Source organism: Pseudoduganella danionis, from assembly GCF_009720775.1.
In the GTDB taxonomy this organism is placed as follows: domain Bacteria; phylum Pseudomonadota; class Gammaproteobacteria; order Burkholderiales; family Burkholderiaceae_D; genus Rugamonas; species Rugamonas danionis.
On sequence record NZ_WNKW01000001.1, the window covers coordinates 1,012,749 to 1,032,645 of the forward strand.

General features: G+C 61.5%; 21 protein-coding genes. 11 read left to right on the plus strand and 10 right to left on the minus strand.

Going from position 1 to position 19,897, the window contains the following annotated elements:
* Positions 1–269: 269 nt before the first annotated feature.
* Together GM655_RS04330 and GM655_RS04335 are read right to left on the minus strand one after the other, a co-directional pair.
* Positions 270–746: a DUF7931 domain-containing protein gene (locus tag GM655_RS04330; RefSeq protein ID WP_155433360.1), complete on the minus strand. Its 477-nt coding sequence runs from the start codon at positions 744–746 to the stop codon at positions 270–272.
* Between the two features lie 9 nt (positions 747–755).
* The gene (locus GM655_RS04335) at positions 756–1,877 is read right to left on the minus strand and encodes a cupin domain-containing protein (protein WP_155433361.1); all 1,122 of its coding nucleotides are present in this window, start codon (positions 1,875–1,877) and stop codon (positions 756–758) included.
* Positions 1,878–1,975: 98 nt separating this feature from the next.
* Here GM655_RS04335 and GM655_RS04340 point away from each other — a divergent pair, with 98 nt between their 5' ends.
* The gene (locus tag GM655_RS04340) at positions 1,976–2,518 is read left to right on the plus strand and encodes an FKBP-type peptidyl-prolyl cis-trans isomerase (RefSeq protein ID WP_155433362.1); all 543 of its coding nucleotides are present in this window, start codon (positions 1,976–1,978) and stop codon (positions 2,516–2,518) included.
* 85 nt (positions 2,519–2,603) lie between these two features.
* Here the strand turns inward: GM655_RS04340 and GM655_RS04345 are convergent, their stop codons facing one another.
* The gene (locus GM655_RS04345) at positions 2,604–3,572 is read right to left on the minus strand and encodes a hypothetical protein (protein WP_196308700.1); all 969 of its coding nucleotides are present in this window, start codon (positions 3,570–3,572) and stop codon (positions 2,604–2,606) included.
* A complete protein-coding gene (gene mutS / locus GM655_RS04350) occupies positions 3,569–6,205 on the minus strand; it encodes a DNA mismatch repair protein MutS (protein ID WP_155433363.1) in 2,637 nt (878 codons plus the stop codon). The genes GM655_RS04345 and mutS overlap by 4 nt, the downstream gene beginning before the upstream one ends.
* A gap of 277 nt (positions 6,206–6,482) precedes the next feature.
* On the opposite strand from mutS, the gene GM655_RS04355 reads away from it, so the two are divergent.
* From GM655_RS04355 to GM655_RS04390, 8 genes are all read left to right on the plus strand, one after another.
* Positions 6,483–6,938, plus strand: coding sequence for a VOC family protein (locus GM655_RS04355; protein ID WP_229632364.1), 456 nt, complete (start codon positions 6,483–6,485; stop codon positions 6,936–6,938).
* A gap of 152 nt (positions 6,939–7,090) precedes the next feature.
* Positions 7,091–7,291 (plus strand): hypothetical protein, encoded by a 201-nt coding sequence (locus GM655_RS04360; protein ID WP_155433365.1) that lies wholly within the window; start codon positions 7,091–7,093, stop codon positions 7,289–7,291.
* A gap of 138 nt (positions 7,292–7,429) precedes the next feature.
* On the plus strand, positions 7,430–7,858 hold the full coding sequence (locus GM655_RS04365) for a KGG domain-containing protein (protein ID WP_155433366.1): 429 nt from the start codon (positions 7,430–7,432) through the stop codon (positions 7,856–7,858).
* A 176-nt stretch (positions 7,859–8,034) separates the two neighbouring features.
* Positions 8,035–8,682, plus strand: a complete 648-nt coding sequence (locus GM655_RS04370; RefSeq protein ID WP_155433367.1) for a PepSY-associated TM helix domain-containing protein — start codon at positions 8,035–8,037, stop codon at positions 8,680–8,682.
* A gap of 30 nt (positions 8,683–8,712) precedes the next feature.
* Positions 8,713–9,228 (plus strand): DUF2271 domain-containing protein, encoded by a 516-nt coding sequence (locus GM655_RS04375; protein WP_155433368.1) that lies wholly within the window; start codon positions 8,713–8,715, stop codon positions 9,226–9,228.
* Between the two features lie 9 nt (positions 9,229–9,237).
* Entirely contained in the window at positions 9,238–10,071 is an 834-nt protein-coding gene (locus GM655_RS04380; protein ID WP_229632365.1) for a DUF4198 domain-containing protein, read from the plus strand.
* Between the two features lie 6 nt (positions 10,072–10,077).
* Complete coding sequence (locus tag GM655_RS04385; protein WP_155433369.1) at positions 10,078–11,103, plus strand: FAD:protein FMN transferase; 1,026 nt, start codon at positions 10,078–10,080, stop codon at positions 11,101–11,103.
* Positions 11,100–12,461: a sulfite reductase subunit alpha gene (locus GM655_RS04390; protein WP_155433370.1), complete on the plus strand. Its 1,362-nt coding sequence runs from the start codon at positions 11,100–11,102 to the stop codon at positions 12,459–12,461. Before GM655_RS04385 ends, GM655_RS04390 begins: the two co-directional genes overlap by 4 nt.
* Here the strand turns inward: GM655_RS04390 and GM655_RS04395 are convergent.
* The 6 genes from GM655_RS04395 to GM655_RS04420 form a co-directional block, all read right to left on the minus strand.
* A complete protein-coding gene (locus GM655_RS04395; RefSeq protein ID WP_155433371.1) occupies positions 12,458–13,651 on the minus strand; it encodes a DUF2325 domain-containing protein in 1,194 nt (397 codons plus the stop codon). The two genes, GM655_RS04390 and GM655_RS04395, sit on opposite strands and share 4 nt — an antisense overlap.
* Positions 13,652–13,659: 8 nt before the next feature.
* Positions 13,660–13,989 carry a hypothetical protein gene (locus GM655_RS04400; RefSeq protein ID WP_155433372.1) on the minus strand — a complete coding sequence of 110 codons (330 nt, stop codon included), beginning with the start codon at positions 13,987–13,989 and terminating at the stop codon, positions 13,660–13,662.
* Between the two features lie 75 nt (positions 13,990–14,064).
* Positions 14,065–14,280: a hemin uptake protein HemP gene (gene hemP / locus GM655_RS04405; RefSeq protein ID WP_155433373.1), complete on the minus strand. Its 216-nt coding sequence runs from the start codon at positions 14,278–14,280 to the stop codon at positions 14,065–14,067.
* 192 nt (positions 14,281–14,472) lie between these two features.
* Positions 14,473–15,255, minus strand: a complete 783-nt coding sequence (locus GM655_RS04410) for a Crp/Fnr family transcriptional regulator (RefSeq protein WP_155434126.1) — start codon at positions 15,253–15,255, stop codon at positions 14,473–14,475.
* 204 nt (positions 15,256–15,459) lie between these two features.
* Positions 15,460–16,104: a response regulator gene (locus GM655_RS04415; protein WP_155433374.1), complete on the minus strand. Its 645-nt coding sequence runs from the start codon at positions 16,102–16,104 to the stop codon at positions 15,460–15,462.
* 77 nt (positions 16,105–16,181) lie between these two features.
* Positions 16,182–16,649, minus strand: coding sequence for a universal stress protein (locus GM655_RS04420; RefSeq protein ID WP_155433375.1), 468 nt, complete (start codon positions 16,647–16,649; stop codon positions 16,182–16,184).
* Positions 16,650–17,041: 392 nt separating this feature from the next.
* Here GM655_RS04420 and GM655_RS04425 point away from each other — a divergent pair, with 392 nt between their 5' ends.
* Together GM655_RS04425 and GM655_RS04430 are read left to right on the plus strand one after the other, a co-directional pair.
* On the plus strand, positions 17,042–17,857 hold the full coding sequence (locus GM655_RS04425; protein ID WP_155433376.1) for a protein phosphatase CheZ: 816 nt from the start codon (positions 17,042–17,044) through the stop codon (positions 17,855–17,857).
* Positions 17,857–19,749 carry a chemotaxis protein CheA gene (locus tag GM655_RS04430; RefSeq protein ID WP_155433377.1) on the plus strand — a complete coding sequence of 631 codons (1,893 nt, stop codon included), beginning with the start codon at positions 17,857–17,859 and terminating at the stop codon, positions 19,747–19,749. Before GM655_RS04425 ends, GM655_RS04430 begins: the two co-directional genes overlap by 1 nt.
* Positions 19,750–19,897 lie beyond the last annotated feature (148 nt).

Below are 19,897 nucleotides of genomic sequence, written 5' to 3' on the forward strand. Positions count from 1 at the left end.
AAACACAGTGTTGCGATTAATAATTACCGGTAATTATCGCTCTATTTTAGGTCGTCTTCGAAGGCTTGCGTACCTCGTGAGGTGCCTACCAGACAACGGAAACTTCCTAACGAAATATTATAGCGATTTTTACTGCGTCGCAATAGGACGAACGGACGTTTCGGCCATTAATTTGCGATACTGCAACATTGCAAAGGGTGACCAAAAGGCTAGTGTCTTCAAATTGCGCGGAATTGGTCGCGAACTGCCTTATTCTGCGCGGAAAATGGTCAAATTTCGGCAGGGGTTTCTAACAGCCCCGGACCCGAATCTAACCAAATTGTAATAAAGCGATCTTGATAGGTTTTTACTTCGGCGGCGTCATACACGCTGTATTCGCCGCGGAAGTGATCAGAATGAAAACGCCTTACCAGATGGCTCTGGTCGGCAAGGCAGAATGAATCGCTTAATTGGCGCAGTGCGGGATGCGTGCGCCGCAGGGCGACGCGGTGCTGGTAGGCCTGGATCAGGCGCAGGAAGCGCGGCGCCATGCGTTGCAGCGGCTGACCCTGATGGGCCACCAGTTGCAGCTGGCCACCGCCGTGCAGGAAGCGACGCAGGGCCGCATCCATGTCGCTACTGCCTAGCTCCCAACTGGCGAAATCCGGGTCGAACAGGCACAGGGTATGCTGCGCGGCGCTGATGCAGCTAGATAGGTGCTGCTGAAAGGCACTGCGCGTGTCAAACGGGGTATGCAGTGCCTCCATAACGCCTCCTTACAGCAGTTCTATCCAGCCGTCCTGATACCAGGTGTACAGCGCTTCCAGCACGTCGTCCGAGGCATCGCTAAAAGCGGCACCATCGAGGCGGCGTTCATTGGCCAGCAGTTCCAGTGTCACGCGGTCGGCCTTGCCCACACCAAAGGATTCGCCATTGATGAACACGTGCTTGCCGCGATACAGCATCTGCGTCTTACGTGACAGCTTCAGGCCCTTCTGGCTGGCTTTGTCGCTGAACTTGCCGAAAGTGAGAGGTTTGGCCGGACCTGTGAAGAAGACATTGTGCTTGGGTTCGGACATGTATTCGCCGAGGAAGATGGTGATATCTTCGTCGGTGAAGCGCACTTTGCTGATCTCTTCGATCAGGGTATCGAGCATGGGACGGGGAATTTCGGCCGGCTTGTTCTGCGGTTTCAGGTCGGGATCGCTGTAGCGGCCCGGCAGGTCGATGGAATCGGCCATGAATTGCAGGAAGGCTTCACCCAGCTCCTGATAGCAGGGCTGGCGGAAACCGATGGAATAGGTCTGGCAATCGCCGATGGCGATGCCGTCGTGGGCCCAGTGCGGCGGCAGGTACAGCATGTCGCCCGGATTGAGCACCAGATCTTCCTCCGGCACGAAGTTGGCCAGTATCTTCAGCGGCAAGCCTTCTACCAGCGTCAGATCTTTCTGTGCGCCGATGCGCCAGCGGCGCTGACCCTGCGCTTGCAGCAGGAATACATCGTAGGAATCGAAGTGGGGGCCGACACCGCCACCGTCCGTAGCAAAACTGACCATCAGGTCGTCCAGACGGGCATCGGGGATGAAGCGGAATTGACGTAACAGTGCATCGGCCTTGTCATCGAACAGGTTGACACCCTGTACCAGTACAGTCCATTCCTTCTGGCTCATAGGCGGCAGCGACTCGAGCGGGCCGTGCTGCAGATTCCAGTTGCCGTCTACATTCGTCACCAGACGCGATTCGGCATGGTTGGTGGCAGCCAGCTTGCCCAGTGCTTCCACGCTCAGCAGCGGCTTGAAGCCGGGCACGGCGTTACGGATCAGCAAAGGTTTCTTGTGCCAGTATTCGCGCAGGAACTGCGCAGGCGTAATGTCGCCCAGGAGAGGTAATTTTTTCATACGGCATTATACCCATGCGCCGCGCGGAACGGCTGCTAAGGGCAGTGGCGCCGGTGAGACAGGGTATAATCACGGGGTTAATTAAGAAAGGAATTCCCATGAAGATTGCCAAGAATACGGTCGTGACTGTGAACTACAAGCTGACCGATGCCCAGGATAACCTGATCGAAGATGGCAGTCAGCCTATGGTCTACCTGCACGGCGGCTATGAAAATACCCTGCCCAAGATCGAAGAAGAACTCGATGGCAAGGATGTGGGCTACAGCTCGATCATCCAGATCGAACCGGAAGATGCTTTTGGCGACTACGATGCCGCTCTGGTGAAAGTGGAAGAGCGCAACCGTCTGCCAGAACCACTGGAAGTGGGCATGCAATTCGAAGGTATGCCGGATGGCGATGAAGATGTCGAACCGATGATCTTCACCGTGACCGACATCGCCGATGACAAAGTGGTACTGGATGGCAATCACCCGCTGGCTGGCATCGCCCTGCGCTTCAGCCTGTCGGTAGTCGATGTGCGTGCCGCCTCGGACGAAGAAATCGCCCACGGCCACGTGCACGGTGCGCACGGCCATCACCACGATGACGACGATGAAGCTGGTGAAGAGGGCGATCACGTCGCCATCCACCCTATCCACTAATTGTGGTGGAGAGGCGCCTGTGTGCAGGTGCCCATAGCCGGCCAGATCAGGGGAACTTGATCTGGCTGCGCTTTTTTCAGGTGCTCTAAGGCGCCACCTCGGCGCCGTTGGCACGGATGGCGAACAGCGTGGCATTCGCGCCGCTGACGCCAATCTCGGTCCACGCCGTGGCCAGACTCAGAGAGCCCACATTGCCGCGCCAGCTGATGACGGTCTCGCCGCCATTGCTGCCCTGCGCATCGATCAGCAAAACCTGTCCCTTGAATTTTTCTGCCAGCGCATGGATCTGACGGCGCGGTTCGGCAAAGCCATCCTGCTTGTTGCGGAAGCTGGGCAGCAGCGATAACAGGCCCGCTTCCGGCATTGTGATGGCACCATCGGAAAACAGCACCAGCCCTTGCAGCTTCTGCCGCTGCGCCAGCGAGAACAAACGGTTCAGCCATGCGCGGTTGGCCACCAGCCGGTCTTCGTATTCGCTGTTGCGGCCCGCTTCGGCGCGGTAGTGGTTGTTATTGGCGGGCAGGTTGATGGTGGCGAACAGCACCTTGCCCACCTGCCAGTGGGCATTCTCCGCATAGCTGCGGAATTTGGCCGTGCCGGACTGGCGCGTGAGCGTCAGGTGGCGCATGCCCAGCGATTCGGCATCGCCGTAAAACAGTTCGCGCACGCGGTTCAGGCGTTCGATGGCAGCCGAGCGACCGGCCGAATTCTGGCAGGCGCTCCAGTCGCTGCCGGCCAGCGACAGCACCAGCGGTACGCTGCTGTCGTTGAACAGTGCGCGGCGCTGCGCGTACAGACGGTCGCTACATGGTTCGCTGCCGGACTTGATGCCGGTGGCCACGATGAAGGCTGGTGCTTGCTGGCTGGCGCTGGCGATAGCCTGCCGCAGCGGCGCTTCGTCGGCGCTGCTTTTGAAGCTGTGGCCGATTACGCCGAACTGGAAAGGCATCGCCGCGTCAGCGCTGGCCGTGCAAGGCAGCAGCGCCAGCGCGAGTGCGCTGAATGCAGCCACTGCGGCCTGCTGCGCGCGCGCCGGGCATCGCCGCGGCTTCATGCCTGCGCCGCTGCCGACAGGCGTTTGAGCTGGTACAGCTGTTCCAGTGCTTCGCGCGGGGTGAGGGCATCGGGATCGAGCGCTTCCACTGCATCGAGCAGCGCCTGCGCGGCCGGATCGGCCGCCGCCGGCGCCACGTCCTCGTCGTCCGCATCATTGGCCGGCGCAGCAAACAGGTCGAGCTGGGGCGTGGCATCGAGAGCCTGCGCTTCCAGTCGCGCCAGATGCTTGCGCGCGGCCTTGATCACGGGCTGCGGCACACCAGCCAGCTGCGCTACCTGCAGACCATAGCTTTGCGAAGCCGGGCCTTCCTGCACGGCGTGCAGGAATACGATGCTGTCCTTGTGCTCGACGGCCGACAGGTGCACATTGGCGGCCGACGGATGGCTTTCCGGTAGCTGGGTCAGTTCGAAGTAGTGGGTGGCGAACAGCGAGAAGCTGCGGCTGGTATCGATCAGGTGGCGCGCAATCGCCCAGGCCAGCGCCAGACCATCGAAAGTCGAAGTGCCACGGCCCACTTCATCCATCAGCACCAGCGACTGGGCGGTGGCGCCGTTCAGAATCGCGGCCGATTCCGTCATCTCCACCATGAAGGTGGAACGGCCACCGGCCAGATCGTCGGTCGCACCGATACGGGTGAAGATGCGGTCGATCGGGCCTATGGTGGCGCTGGTGGCGGGCACATAGCTGCCCACATAGGCCAGCAGCGTAATTAGCGCAACCTGACGCATGAAGGTCGATTTACCGCCCATGTTAGGGCCGGTAATCAGCAGCAGGCGGCGTTCGTCAGTGAAGCGGCAGTCGTTGGCGATGAAGCGTTCGATCTGGTTTTCCACCACCGGATGGCGGCCTTCGACGATGTTCAGGCAGGGTGTTTCCACCAGTTGCGGTGCGCACCAGTTGTAGCGCACGGCATGGGTGGTCAGCGCGTTGAGCGTATCGATCTGGGCCAGTGCACGGGCGATGCTTTGCAGCGTGCCGATGTAGGGCGCCAGTTCGGCCAGCAACTGGTCGTACAGCATTTTCTCGCGTGCCAGTGCGCGGTCCTGCGCCGACAGGGCTTTATCTTCAAAGGCCTTGAGTTCGGGCGTGATGTAACGCTCGGCGTTTTTCAGCGTCTGGCGCCGGCGGTAGTCGTCCGGCACCTTGGTAGTCTGGCCGTGCGTAACTTCGATGTAGAAGCCGTGCACCTTGTTGTATTCGACGCGCAGATTGGCAATGCCGGTGCGCGCCCGTTCGCGGGTCTCCAGATCGATCAGGAACTGGCCAGCGTTTTCCGACAGGGCGCGCAGTTCATCGAGTTCGGCATCGTAGCCGCGTGCGAACACGCCACCATCGCGCACCATGGCGGCTGGTTCTTCGGCGATGGCACGCTGCAGCAGATCGAGGCAGGCCTGCGGCGTGGCCAGATCGGCATCGATGGCGGCCAGCAAGCCGGCGCTATCGCTGAGCGCGCGCTGCATGCTATGGCGCAGCTCCGGCAGTTGCTGCACGCCGTCGCGCAGGCTGGCCAGATCGCGTGGCCGTGCCGACAGCAGCGCGATGCGGGTGGTGATACGTTCGATATCGGGCACCTGTGCCAGCGTGTGCGCCAGTGCGCCCGTTACATCGGCTTGCGCGAGTGCGGCGATGGCCTGCTGGCGCGCACGCGCAATCGCCTGATCACGCCGCGCATGGTGCAGCCAGTGGCGCAGCAGGCGCGAACCCATGGCCGTGCGGCAGTGGTCGAGCAGCGAGAACAGGGTAGGCGATTCCTGACCGCGGATGGTCTCCGTCAGTTCCAGATTGCGTCGCGTGGCGGCATCGAGGCCAATGAATTCGTTTTCCGTTTCCGTAGTCAGGCTGCGCACGTGCTGCAGGCCGCGCCCTTGGGTAGCCTGGGCATAGCGCAGCAAGGCGCCGGCCGCACCGAGCGCGGCACCGAGGCCGTCGGCACCGAATGCCGTCAGGGTAGCAACGCCTAACTGGTCGAGCAGGGCCTTCTGGCCGCTGACGATATCGAAGTGCCAGTCCGGCACGCGGTTGACGTGGCAGGGCAGCTCGTTCTCGAACAGGTCGGCGCTATCGCCGCGCAGCACTTCGGCCGGCGCGATGCGTTCGAGTTCCTGCTGCATGCGGGTGGCAACCGTGTGGCTATCGCCGGAGAATTCCATCAGGCGCAGCGCGCCGCTGGCCAGCGACAGCCAGGCCAGACCGGCTGTGGCGACTTTGCGCTGGCTGACGATGCACATGGCCAGCAGTGGACGTTCGGCTTTTTCCGGCAGCAGGTCGGCATCGGTCAGCGTGCCCGGCGTCACCACGCGCATCACTTTGCGTTCCACCGGGCCTTTGCTGGTGGCCGGATCGCCGATCTGTTCGCAGATCGCGCACGATTCGCCAATCTTGACCAGCTTGGCCAGATAGCCTTCCAGCGAGTGGAACGGTACGCCGCACATCTTGATGGGCTGGCCGCCCGAGCTACCCCGTGCCGTCAGCGTGATGCCCAGTATGCGGGCGGCTTTTTCTGCGTCGGCATGGAACAGTTCATAGAAATCGCCCATGCGATAGAACACCAGCATATCCGGATATTGCGCTTTGATGCTCAGATATTGAGCCATCATTGGAGTGACTTTTTCGGTGGGTTTGACGCTCATCGGACCTATTCTATTCGCTTGTTATGGGGTAGTCCGGTACGCTGGCGGCCCTAGAGGCAAGGCCATGCGGCACGGGAAAACCTGTATCTTTTCAATGACTTGTGCGGCGCCTCGGGCGCAACGCAATTGCTGTCACGGGAGCGGGGATTATACGGGAAACCAGCCCCAGCGTCCCCTGTTGCCGCTGCCCCATGCAAGGCAGGCGGGAATTCAAACGTGCTGGCGCCAGCACGGTGTAAAGTAGCGTTTCCCACCCACTGTTTGCGAGGAGATGGTCATGGAACAGCCGAAATTGCATAGTGTCACACCTCATCTGGTATGCGAAGGCGCTGCCGATGCGCTGGCGTTTTATACCAAGGCCTTTAATGCGCGCGAGATTATGCGGCTGCCGGGCAAGGAAGGGCGGCTGATGCACGCCTCGATACAGATCGGCGATTCGGTGGTGATGCTGGCCGATGATTTTCCCGAGTATGGCGGGCTGGGGCCCAAGGCGCTGAAAGGCAGTCCTGTTACTTTGCATCTGAGCGTGGCCGATGTGGATGCCGCTTACGCGCAGGCACTGGCTGCAGGTGCACAGTCGCGCATGGAGCCGGCCGATATGTTCTGGGGTGACCGCTATGCACAGGTGACGGACCCGTTCGGTCATCACTGGTCGCTGGCCACGCATATCCGCGACGTATCGCAGGAAGAAATGCAGGCTGCCATGCAGCAGCCTATGCCGCCCTGCGAATAGGAAAAGCCGGGCCTGGCCGGTGGTGCGCGGACAGCACCGGTAATCTTCCTACCCCGTGACTCAGCGTCTTCTGATGGCAACCGCGGACCATGCGCGCTAGGCTGGTAACTGGGTCCGGAGGCGGATGTCCGGCGCAACCTTGAGGAGTGCACATGCCTGCCCGCAAAAAACGCCTAGTCACGCTGTTGCCCCTGCCTCCAGTGCCGCCAGCCCGAGCGGCGCTGCGCACCAGTCTGCCTTTGCCGCCCTTGCTGGAGCCTATGCTGCGCGTAGGCAAGGAACGGGTGATATTTTCACCGCAGCATGATGACCATCTTGCATTCCTGTCCGCGCTGATCGAACCCGACAGCTAACGCGGGACTACTCCTACAGGGCCTTCTGGTCGAGTCCTATTCTGTGTGTACTGGCTGTGAACTACGATGACTGCTCCTGTGTCGCAAGCAGGGTCTGGCAGCACAACAGGCAACACTACAGTTTCAAAGGAGATCATCATGGCAAGTTCGAACCAGAACAACGAATCCAGTAGCAAACAAAGCGATAACAAGTCGGGTAGTCAGCAAAGCGATAACAAGTCCGGTAGCCAGCAGAGCGATACCAGCAAACGCGGTTTCGCTTCCATGGACCCTGATCAGCAGCGTGAAATTGCTGCGGAAGGCGGTCGTGCTGCACACGAGAAGGGCACGGCCCACGAGTTCACCTCGGAAGAAGCACGGCGCGCTGGCAGCATGAGCCATAAGAACGATGGCCGTAGCAGCCAGAGCAGCTCCGGCGGCTCGTCGCAAAGTGGCAGTGGCGGTAGCCGCGGCAGTAGCGATGACGACACGGGCCGTGGCAGTAAAGGTAGTAGCGGCTCGACGGGCGGTTCCTCAGGTAGTTCCTCCGGGGGCTCGTCTGGCGGTCGCTCGGGCAGCAAAACCTAATCTCTGATCCGCGTAGTGAGCGTAACCCTGACGGCTTGGCCGTCAGGGTTTTTTTTCGTCTCGCGACTACCGTAACGCTACTGTGTCACATTGCAATGCTACAGTTTCAGGCTAATGTGGTTTGACATTGCAAATGATAATCATTATCATTTGATGAGTAGCCAGGAGAACCGAGATTGACTGAAACCGCCGTAGCCCCTCAACGTAACGCCAGCCGTGCCTTCTGGCTCAAACATCTGCACCAGTGGCACTGGATCAGTTCTGCGCTTTGCCTGCTGGCGATGTTCCTGTTCAGTATCACGGGCATTACCCTGAACCACGCCAGCCAGATCGAAGCCAAGCCTGTGGTGCAACGCCAGCAAGCCAGCCTGCCAGCACCGCTGCTAGATCAATTACGTGTCTATGCCGAACAGCACGATGGCGCCAAACAGCCGCTGCCGGCCAGTGCCGAGCAATGGCTGCGCGACACCTGGAAGCTGCAGGCCGGCGCCCGTCCGGCCGAATGGGCCGCCGATGAAGTGTATCTGGCCCTGCCCAAGGCTGGCGGCGACGCGTGGGTGCGTTTTGCGCTGGAAGAGGGCAGTGCCGAGTTCGAGAACACCGATCGCGGCTGGATTTCCTGGCTCAACGATGTGCACAAGGGGCGCAATACGGGCAGCGTGTGGAACTGGTTTATCGACCTGTTTGCTGTCGCCTGTCTGGTGTTCTGCCTGACCGGGCTGCTGATTTTGAAGCTCCATGCAGCCCATCGTCCTTCCACCTGGCCGGTGGTCGGGCTGGGCATGCTGATTCCTTTTGTTATAGCTTTACTGTTTATCCACTAATCGATTCCCTCTTTTCTATACGGGTCATCCATGAAATTAAAGTATTCCATCGCGCTGAGCTTGCCGCTGGCCAGTGCCTCGGCCATGGGCGCGGATCTGGCGCTCAAACTGGAACTGCCACAGCTGAATGTGGCCGAATACCACCGCCCTTATCTGGCTGCCTGGCTGGAAAATTCGGACCAGAAAGTGGTGGCCAATCTGAGTGTGCTGTACGACACCCGCAAGAAAGACAATGCCGGCACTAAATGGGTCAAGGACTTGCGCCAGTGGTGGCGCAAGGCCGGGCGCGAACTGGAGCTGCCGCTTGATGGCGTGTCGGGCGCGACCCGTGCACCGGGCGAGCACACGCTGACTTTCCCTGCCGCCAAAGCCACGCTCGATAAACTGCCGGCCGGCCAGTACACGCTGGTGGTGGAGGCAGCGCGCGAAGCCGGTGGCCGCGAAGCCGTGAAAGTGCCGCTGCAATGGCCGCCTAAAGCCGCGCAGAACCTGAGCGCACAAGGCAAGGAAGAGCTGGGCACCGTGGTAGTACAACTGAAACCCTGAGGACACAAGATGCTGAAAATGAAATCGTCGCTGCTGGCGCTGGCAGCGCTGGGACTGTCGTTGGTGGCTGTGCAGGCGCACGCGCATAAGCCATGGCTGCTGCCGTCGTCGACTGTGGTGGAAGGCAAGGAACCGTGGGTCACCGTGGATGCTGCCATTTCCGAAGGCCTGTTCGATATCGACCATCAGCCGCTGAAACTCGATGGCATCGTCATCACGGCGCCGGACGGCAGCACGGCTGCGATGGAAAACATTGGCAACGGCAAGCTGCGCAATACTTTCGATGTGAAGCTGGCCAAGCCCGGCACCTACCGCATCGCGCTGGTGTCACAAGGCGTGATGGGCAGCTACAAGGACAAGGCGGGCGAGCTGAAACGCTTCCGCAGTACGGAAGCCACGCTGGCGCAGGATGTGCCGGCCGGAGCTACCGAGGTCAAGCTGACGCGCTCGCACAGCCGGCTGGAAACCTATGTGAGTGCCGGTGCGCCTGATATGGCCGTGTTCAAGCCTAGCGGTAGCGGGCTGGAACTGGTGCCGGTAACGCATCCCAACGATTTGCGCAGCGGCGAGAAGGCCACCTGGCGCTTCCTGCTCGATGGCAAACCTGCGGCGAATCAGGGCGTGAGCCTGATACCGGGCGGCGTGCGCTATCGCGGTACGCTGGGCGAAATCCGCAAGACCACGGACGCCAACGGCGAAGTCAGCTTCGAGCTGCCTGCGGCCGGCATGTATCTGCTCAGCACTTCGTGGCCAGCAGTGGCGGCAGCGGCTCCCGGCCAGCCGCCCGCGATGCCGGCGCGCCGTGCCAGCTTTGCTGCCACGCTGGAAATCCTGCCTCAGTAAGCCTGCATGCGACGGGTCTTACTGCCACATGTCATCAGCGATGCGGCGCCGCCCGCACAGGCGGTGCTGCGCGAGCTGCGCGGCCTGAGCATGGGCACCAGCTGGTCGGTACGGCTGGCCGCTGATGCCGGAACCGATCTGGCCAGTCTGCAGCGCGGCTTGCAGCAGCAGCTCGATGATGTGGTGGCGCAGATGAGCCACTGGCAGGCGGACTCCGATCTGGGGCGCTACAACCGCGCGCCGGCCGGCAGCCGTCACGTGCTGCCGCCGGCCTTTTTCGATGTGTTGACGTTTGCGCTGGAAGTGGCGCAAGCGTCGGGCGGCGCCTACAACCCCTGTGCCGGCGCGCTGGTGAATCTGTGGGGCTTCGGTCCGACCGGTCGCTACGATGAGGCGGGCTTCACGGCGCCCACGCCGGCCCAGCTGGCGGCTGTCTGTGTCAGCCTGCAGCAGTTGTCGCTGGCGGCGGATAAGGCCACGCGCAGCGTGTGCCAGCCTGCGGCCGTGCAGCTCGATCTGTCGGCCGTGGCCAAGGGCTATGGCGTCGACCGGCTGGCCTATTATCTGCAGACGCAAGGCCATCAGCACTATCTGGTGGAAGTGGGCGGCGAATTGCGCGGTGCCGGTGTCAAGCCCGATGGCCAGCCATGGTGGGTGGCGCTGGAACAGCCGCCGGCCGCTGGCGCACATGAAGTGGCGCCGGTCCCCATCGTGCTGGCCCTGCACGGACTGGCCGTTGCCACCTCGGGCGATTACCGGCGTTATTTCGAACAGGATGGCCAGCGCTATGCGCACACCATAGACCCCCGTAGCGGCTGGCCGATCAGCAATGCGCTGGCGTCCGTCACGGTGATCCATCCGCACTGCATGGCGGCCGATGCCTGGTCCACTGCGCTGACCGTGCTGGGGCCGCAGGCCGGCCTGCAACTGGCCGAGCAGCAGGGGCTGGCCGCGCGCATGCTGTGCCGTCAGGCCGACGGCAGTTTTAGTGAAACTCTTAGCTCTGCTTTCAGTAGCATGTTAGATCGATGATTTGGACTCTGGAACCGGCCCGCTGGCTGATGGTGGCCACGCTGGGCCTGCTGTACGCGCTGCTGTGCTGGCGCGCCTATTTACCGCTGCGGCGCAAGCGCCAGCAGGCGCGGCAAGCCCGTGCAGCGGCGCAAGCTGCCGGCTGGATCGTGGCGCATGCGAGCCAGACGGGCAATGCCGAACAACTGGCGCAGCAGACGGCTGCCACCTTGCAGTTGGCCGGCATCGCCGTGCACGTGCTGGAACTATCGGAACTCGATGCTGCTACGCTGCAGAGTGCCGAACGTGCGCTGTTCATCGTCAGCACTTACGGCGAAGGCGATGCGCCCGATGCGGCGGCCGGCTTTGTGGCGCGCGTGATGGGTGCCGCGGTTCCGCTGCAGCAGTTGCATTTTGGTGTGCTGGCGCTGGGGGACAGCAGCTATCGCCAGTATTGCGGCTTTGGCCGCGCGCTGGATGGCTGGCTGCAGCAGCAGGGCGCACAGCCGCTGTTTCCCCGCATAGAGGTCGACCGTATGGCCGCGGCTGCACTGGCAGCATGGCGCCAGCAGCTCAGCCATCTGGTCGGTACCAGCGATGCGCCCGACTGGAGCGCGCCCGCATTCGAAGCATGGACTTTGCAGCGCCGCGAGTGCGTCAACAGTGGTAGCGCGGGTGCGCCGCTGTATCATCTCGAACTGCTGCCGCAGCAGGGCACCTTGCCTGACTGGCAGTCCGGCGATCTGGTGCAGATCGCTGCGCCGGCCGAGCCGGAGCGGCCGCGCGAATATTCGATCGCTTCGATACCGCAGGATGGCAGCTTGCACTTGCTGGTGCGCCTGCATAGCCATGCCGATGGCAGCCATGGCGTGGCCTCCGGCTGGCTCACCCAGCAGGTACAGGCTGGCCAGTCCATCGCGCTGCGTGTGCGCATGCACCGGCGCTTCCGGCTGGAAGATAATCAGGCCCGTCCGCTTATCCTGATCGGCAATGGCAGCGGCATCGCCGGCCTGCGCGCACACCTGAAAGCCCGTGCGCTGGCAGGGCAGACGCGTAACTGGCTGCTGTTCGGCGAACGCAATGCCGCCTACGATACGCAGTATGGCGCCGAGCTGGCGCAGTGGCAGGCGCAGGGCGTGCTGGCGCAGCTGGATCGGGTGTATTCGCGCGATCAGGCCGAACGGCGCTATGTGCAGCATGTGCTGGTCGAGCAGATGCAGCGTTTGCGCGAGTGGGTCGATGATGGCGCAGCCATTTATGTGTGTGGCAGTCTGGAAGGCATGGCGGCCGGCGTGCACGCTGCACTGCAAGCGGGACTGGGCGCGCCTGCGCTTGAAGCATTGCAGGCGGCCGGACGCTATCGGCGTGATGTCTACTAGCGCTTGCAGTCCTCGTCGTGCAACTGCAGCCCGCGCGCCAGACTGGAGATGCTGGGATTGTCGATGAAGACGCAGCGTTTGCCGTGACGCTTGCAATGATCCTTGACGCGCCAATAGGCGCTGTGGCTGATGCAGCCCGTCTGGCAGATCACCAGATCGGCGGCGGCCAGGCTGGCATCGAGCCGGCTGGCATTATCTTCCAGCCCGCCATCGTGATGACTGAAGCGCGCACCTTCGCCTTCGATCAGCGTGCGGTAGGTGGCCACGTTGCCGCTGCGCCCGCCCACGCATAGCACGGCGCGCTGCTGCAGGCACAGGGCCGCCGGTGCATCCGTGGCCGCCATTGCTGCCGGTGCTGGTGCCGCCTCGGCTGCCTGCGGCACTCCAGCATCGGCTGCGCGCGCCGCGCTCAAATGCAGGTCGGCGATCTGCTGACGCAAGGCGCGCTGCTGCTGTTCCATCTGTTCCAGCCGCGCCGTCAGGCGTATGCGGCTATCGATTCCGGGGGCGTTTAGTCTGAGCTGTTCCAGTTGCGCCTGTAGCGATGCTATCAGGCTGTCCTTGCCGATCAGGCTGGCCTGCATCTGCATCATGCGGTGCTCGTGCTGCGCAGTCAGCGTGCTTTTTTCTGCTTGCAGTGCTACCACGCGTTGCTGGGCTTTGCCGAGGTCCAGCGTGAGCTGGGCGTGGGCACCCACCAGCGCATTGAATTTGCCCAGATCGGCGCGGACGCAGGCGCCCGCTTGATGCTGCACCATGTGCAGATCGCGGCACAGTTGCTGTTCCAGCGCCGGCGTGCAGCGCGGGTGCGTCAGTGCAGCCCAGAATGCGCCGGCCACGTCGCCCATGGCGATGGCCGCGCGCCAGCTGGCAAATAGCTGTTCCGTGCTGGTGAGGCTGCGGTAGCGCAGCAGCACGGTGGCATAGCGGCGCTCGAGTTCTTTCTGCAGTGCTTCGGACAGGCGGTTGCGGCTGGCGCATTCGCTCACGGCCGCGACGTGGATTTCGTAATCATCGGCGACCGTCTTGCCGCCGCTGAGTTTATCGACCAGCTTGCGCAGCACGGGCAGCGGCAGGCCGACACCTATCAGCGGGCAATGGCAGCTATGGTCGAGCTGCCACAGGCGCCGCCGGCGCGAGCAGAGCGGCGCAGCGATCGCATGCGCTTCGGTAGCGTGACGTTCGCACATGGGCGCACCTAAACCATGCTGCCCGCGTGGCGCGCACGCGTCATGATGCGGGCCAGAAAGCTGCTGCGTTCGGGCGGCGGCAACTGGCGTTCCACCACATGGGCCCATTGTTCCGACAACTGCTGGCAGGTGGCGCTGAGCACGGGCGCCAGTTCGGGCAGGCTGGCCAGCGCCTTGAGGTGGCGTTCGATCACGGACGCGAGCTTGATGCAGCCACCCTCGGCGCTGTGATGGGCCGTGTAATGCGACATCAGATGCAGTACGGCAGACAGCATCAGCTCGGGATTGGGGCCGGCTGGCGGCGCCATGAAAATAGGGTCGTAACGATCGAGGGCCATGTATCGCTCCTGAAAAAAGGGAAACTCTGGCTGGCAGAAGCGGCTGGCGACGAGGGGGAAAGTGGGGCGGCGGCGCTAGGCCGTCAGTATCAGCTTGTTTAGCTGGGTGATGCGCAACTGGTAGACCCGGCCACCATGTTCGATTTCTATCGCCCGTCCTTCACCCATAAGGGTGGCGCTGCTGATGCGGCGCGGCGCGACAGCGCGGGCGCTGTCCGCTGCCGGGCCGGCGGGCGGTGTGGTGGTGCAGGCGCGGCTTGGGGTGCTGCTGGCTGGCAAAGTCTGGCTCATGGTTGGGGAGTCCTCAAATAAGAATGATTCGCATTTGCGTTCATTATTGAGGATAGCGCGCCGGAATGCAAGCGGATTCGTCGCGCGGTTGGCGGCACGTAGCGGCATGCGCGGCTGGCAGACAGGGGGGGAAGCAAAAAAGAGCCCGGATCTGCCGGGCTCAAGGCTGGGGGAAGCGGTGGGTGGCCCCGATCAGAGTGTGGCCAGTGCGCTTTCGCTGCTGCGCGCTTTGGCGGCGGCCTGCTGTTTGGCGCGCGTGCGCGATGGCGGCAAGCGGCGCAGGTTTTTCAGCGCTTCCGGGTCCTTGATGCCTATGGTGCGCTGGTCCACGCTGATCAGGCCGATTTCATTGAAGGCCGACAGCGTGCGGCTGACGGTTTCCAGCGTTAGGCCCAGATAGCTGCCGATTTCGTGGCGCGTCATGCGCAGGTTGAACAGCTTGGGCGAATAGCCCATCTGGGCGAAGCGTTCGGCCAGCGACATCAGGAAGCGCGCCACCCGTGCTTCCGCGCTGAGCGCGCCCAGCATGCCTATCATGGCCTGTTCGCGCACTAGCTCGCGGCTCATCACGCCATACATCAGGTGTTCCAGTTCCTGATGCACGCGCCCCAGCGCCGTCAGCTTCTTGAACGGTAGCAGGATCACGTCGCAGTCGGACAGGGCCACCGCTTCCGACGAGTAGTGGCGCGTGTGGATGCCGTCCACGCCCAGCATATCGCCCTTCATGGGGAAGCTGAGCACCTGCTCGTTACCGAACTCGTCGATGAGCACCGTCTTCAGGAAACCGGAGTTGACGATGTATAGCGTATCGAAAATCTGGCCTATGGTGTGCACGCGCTGGCCCGTCTTGAACTGCACATGCTGGAATAGCAGCTCTTCCGTGTTCACGCTGCACGCGGCCGGAATGTGCAGCAGATCGCACACCTCCTTGAGATTGGACCAGAGCCGCCCCTGACGCTGGCGGCCGGCCTCCATGGCGCCTGCTTGCAGGCTGGTGGTGCCGGCGGGGCGTAGTTCGGGGCTAGGTGTGGACAGCATGATCATCTCCTGTGGTATGGCATGGCACTGAGTGATTTCAGTATGCCAACAGAAGCAATCTGGATATATCGGCAACGGCTGAATCTGGCCGTAGGAGAGCACGCCGTCTTGTAGGAGTTTTCCTAAGAGAAAAAAGGCGATTTAAGTCTTGAAAGGCGAGAGCAAGCGGTGTGCAACCGCGTATTGGACCATTTCTGAAAGCGAGCTCATGCCCATTTTCTGCATGATGCGCGTCTTGTGCGTGCTGACGGTTTTGACGCTCAGGTGCAGGCTGTTGGCGATTTCAGTGATGGACTTGCCGGCCACCAGCAGCGAGAACACTTCGAATTCACGGTCCGATAGCTGCTTGTGCAGCAGGCTCTCGTTGGGCGCCATGATATTCAGCGCCAGTTGTTCGGCCACACCGGTGCTGATGTAGGGGCGGCCCGAAGCGACCTTGCGGATCGCGCCCACCAGCTGGGTGCCGGCACTTTCCTTGGTCAGATAGCCCTGGGCGCCGGCCCGAATGGCGCGTACGGCGTACTGTTCCTCTTCGTGCATGGTGAGGATCAGGATGGCCAGTTTGGGTGCTTCCGAACGGATCTGGCGGATCAGGTCGACGCCGCTGCGGCCGGGCATGGATAGATCCAGCAGCAGCAGGTCGAAGCCGCCCTGGCGCACATGGCCCAGCACTTCGAAACCATCGATGGCTTCGCCCACGATATCGATGTCCGGCGCGCCGTCGAGGATGCGCTTGAGACCTTCGCGCATGATGGTATGGTCGTCAGCAATGACTATGCGAATCATGAATAGTGATTTTAGGTAAGATTTATTATGTTTGAGCCAATCTTATAATCTTACTATAAAAATCGACTACCAGTTTTTTACTTGCTATCGGGTTCCTTGATCAGCCTGTGTACGAGTACCGGAATGCGCGTGTGGGATAACACCTTGTTGGTAACACTGCCCAGCAGCAATTGTCCCCAGCCGCTGCGGCCGTGCGAACCCATAAAAATCAGGTCGCACTGTTGCTGTTCCGCCACCTCGACGATTTTCAGCGCCGTATGTTCGGCGAAGGCCGTCATGCTGCGGCAGGGCAGACCATGTTGCTGGCAGGCTTGCACCACTGCGCGCGTATGTTCCTCGCCCGCCTGCAGCATGGCGGCGCGGTAATCGTCCTCGCTGGGGTAGCTGGGCGGCACGATTTCTACATAGATCGGATACTGGTATTCCGGTGCGACAAATAGCACCAGCACTTCTGCCTGCATCTGGGCGGCGAAGGCGACGCCGGCGCAGGCTGTCTTGCTGGAAACGGCCGAGCCGTCAGTGGTGATCAGGATTTTGCGGTACATGGTCCACCTCCTTGCGTGACTGTGCTCTATCATGCTTTATTCTAGACCCGATTTACATTATTGCCACTATGGAAAGAGTTGATGATTATCAAGTGAAGGCGAGATTTCCTAGTGAGACGATGTGGTTTTGCTACCGAGTCGCGGCTTTTTTTGCACCGGGGCACTACTTTTGTGTCATGAACCATGTTTTGTCGCCGTAAGCGATGTTAGTATCACCAAATACAACGAAACATGGGCTGGACTCGTGGCACAGGGGAGGCGACCCTGTGACGGGATTGAATAATCTGGCTGTGGCCTGCTACACTCAGGCAGGTGCACTATATTGCCGAGAGTCATTACCCGTAAAGCAAGTTTAGGGCAGCATTTTTACAAATTATGGAGAAGCAGGGATTATGACCAACGCCGCTGACGATTTCGACGCATTATTTGATGAAGTGTCTGCGCAGAGCAAGACTTCAGCTCCAGCGCCTGCTCCCGCACCGGCTGCGGCCGAGGACGATCTAGAGAGTCTGTTCGAGGAAGTAGCTGCTGCGCGTCCTGCCGATGTAGTAGCGGCACCTGCGGCCGCTCCGGCCGCTGCGGAAGCCGCCCCTGCCGGCGGCCCGGACGAAGAAAAGCCGATGTTTGAACGCCTGGGCGGGATTGTGCGTCTGCTGCACGATTCGCTGCGCGAACTCGGTTACGACAAGGCCCTGACGGAAGCGTCCTCGCAGATCAATGATGCGCAGGACCGCCTCGAATACGTGGCCACGCTGACCGAACAGGCTGCCAACAAGGTACTCAATACGCTGGACGAAGGCATGCCGGAACAGGATGCCCTGTCGAAGAAATCCAAGGACATGGAAGACCGCTGGGCCGACCTGTTCGCTGGCAAACTCAGTCAGGAGCAGTTCAAGCAACTGGCCGGTGATTCGCAAGCGTTTGCAGCGGCCGTTTCCGCTGCTACGGAAGCGGAGAAAGCCCGTCTGCTGGAAATCATGATGGCGCAGGACTTCCAGGACATTACCGGTCAGCTGATCAAGAAAGTCGTGATCATCACCAAGACCGTGGAACAGGAACTGGCCATGCTGCTGCGTGATAACGCACCGCCAGCCCTGCGCGAGAAAATTGCAGCGAAAGAAGTGACCCTGATGCAAGGCCCGTCGACCCCGACCGTTGCGCTGAGCCAGGATAGTGTTGACGACTTGCTTGCTGATCTGGGATTCTAATGGACGATATGCTCAAGGATTTCGTCGTCGAGGCGATGGATCTTGCGGTCAACGTTGAAGAGCATCTGCTCAAGCTCGAACGCGACCCAGACAATAAGGAAACACTGAATGCCGTGTTTCGCTCTTTCCACACCATCAAGGGTGGTGCAGGTTTCATGGGCCTGCCTGCACTGGTTGCTGCCTGCCACCTGACAGAAAATCTGTTCGATGCGCTGCGTACTGGTGCTGCGCCCGTCACGCCGCTGGCGATTGAAGCGGCGCTGCAAGCGTCCGGCTTCGTAGCCGACCAACTGGCCGAACTGAATAACGGCGTCGAGCCGGATACGCTGCCGGCCATGCCGCACGATCTGGAAATCATTCTGAAAGATGCCATCGACGGCAAGACTGATTCCGCACCGGCCGCCGCTGCGCCGGCCCCTGCCGCCGCACCAGTGAACGGCAATGCCTCGACCATGACGGCGAACGGTTTGGACTGGGATGCCATGTACGAAGCGGTGATGCCGCCCGGAACCTACACGCGCCCAGCCGCCGCGGCAGCGCCAGCACCGGCTGCCGCTGCCGCAGTGGCTGCACCTGCCGCTGCTCCGGTTGCCGCCACACCTGCTGCTGCTGCGCCAGCAGCGGTAGCCAGCGGCTCCGGTCCGGCTGCTGCCGCCGTCAAGCGCGAAGCTGCCGAGAAGCGCGACGAGCGTCCGCACGCTGCGCCGGCCAAGGAAGAATCGATTCGCGTTGATGCCGTCAAGCTCGACGCGCTGCTGGAAGTGGCCGGTGAATCCGTGCAGGCCGCCAATCAGGCTGCCGTGCTGCTCGAACGTCTGCTGCAATTCAAGTTTGAAGGTCAGGCCCAGACGCTGATGGCCACGCTGGCGGAAACGCTGGAACGCGCTTCGCGCTACTCGACCGAACTGCAGCGCGCCACGCTGGCCACCCGTATGCAGCCGGTAGGCCGCTTGTTCCAGAAGTTCCCGCGACTGGTACGCGAACTGGCCAAGGATCTGGGCAAGGATGTGGAACTGACCATCGAGGGTGCGGAAACCGAAGTCGACCGCGTGGTGGTGGACAGCCTGTACGATCCGCTCGTGCACATGCTGCGTAACGCACTGGACCACGGCGTGGAAACGCCGGAAGAACGTGCGGTGGCCGGCAAGTCGATCAAGTCGTATATTTCGCTCAAAGCCTGGCAGGAAGCCAATAGCGTGATGATCGTGCTGCAGGATGACGGCAAGGGCATGGACCCGGTCAAACTGCGCGCCAAGGCGTTGCAGAAGGGCCTGATTTCCGAATCGACCCAGCTGACGCCCGACGATTGCTTCCAGCTGGTATTCCTGCCCGGTTTCTCGACCAAGGAAGTGGCTTCCAGCGTGTCCGGCCGCGGCGTTGGCATGGACGTGGTGAAAACCGCCGTGGAGAAAAACCGCGGTGCCATCCACATCGAATCGGAACTGGGCAAAGGCACCAAGTTCGCCATCCGTCTGCCGATCGAGCTGTCGATCGTGCCGACCATGCTGGTCTCGACCTCGGGCGCCGCACTGGCACTGCCGATGGCTGTGGTACAGCGTGTGGTGGAACTGCCGGAAGAGTTCATGGAAGTGGGCGGCGCACCTGTGCTCAAGGATCAGGGTCGTCCGCTGCCCGTGCGTTCGCTGGCCGGTGCGCTCGGTTACGAAGACTGCCGCGAGAAAGTGGGCATTGTTGTTGCAGCGCCACAACCGTATATTCTGGCGGTGGAAGCCGTGGACGGCACAGCCGACCTCGTGATCAAACCTATGACTGCCATTGCCGTCGAAGGCATTACCGGTACTGCACGTTCGGCCGAAGGCGAACTAGTGCTAGTGGTAGGCCTATCCTTCCTGATGGACGGGTGTCGAGGCAATGTGCGCATGGCGGCCTAGCAGATAGCGGGGCCAGTAAGACACTAAGCCTGCGACCCCGCAGGCTTTTTTTTCATTGCAGCACGGAATTTTTTAAAAGGAGTCATAAAAAGTGTATCAAATAAGCGGAACTGCATCAGCTCACGAGGCCGACCGCAGCGACCGCTAT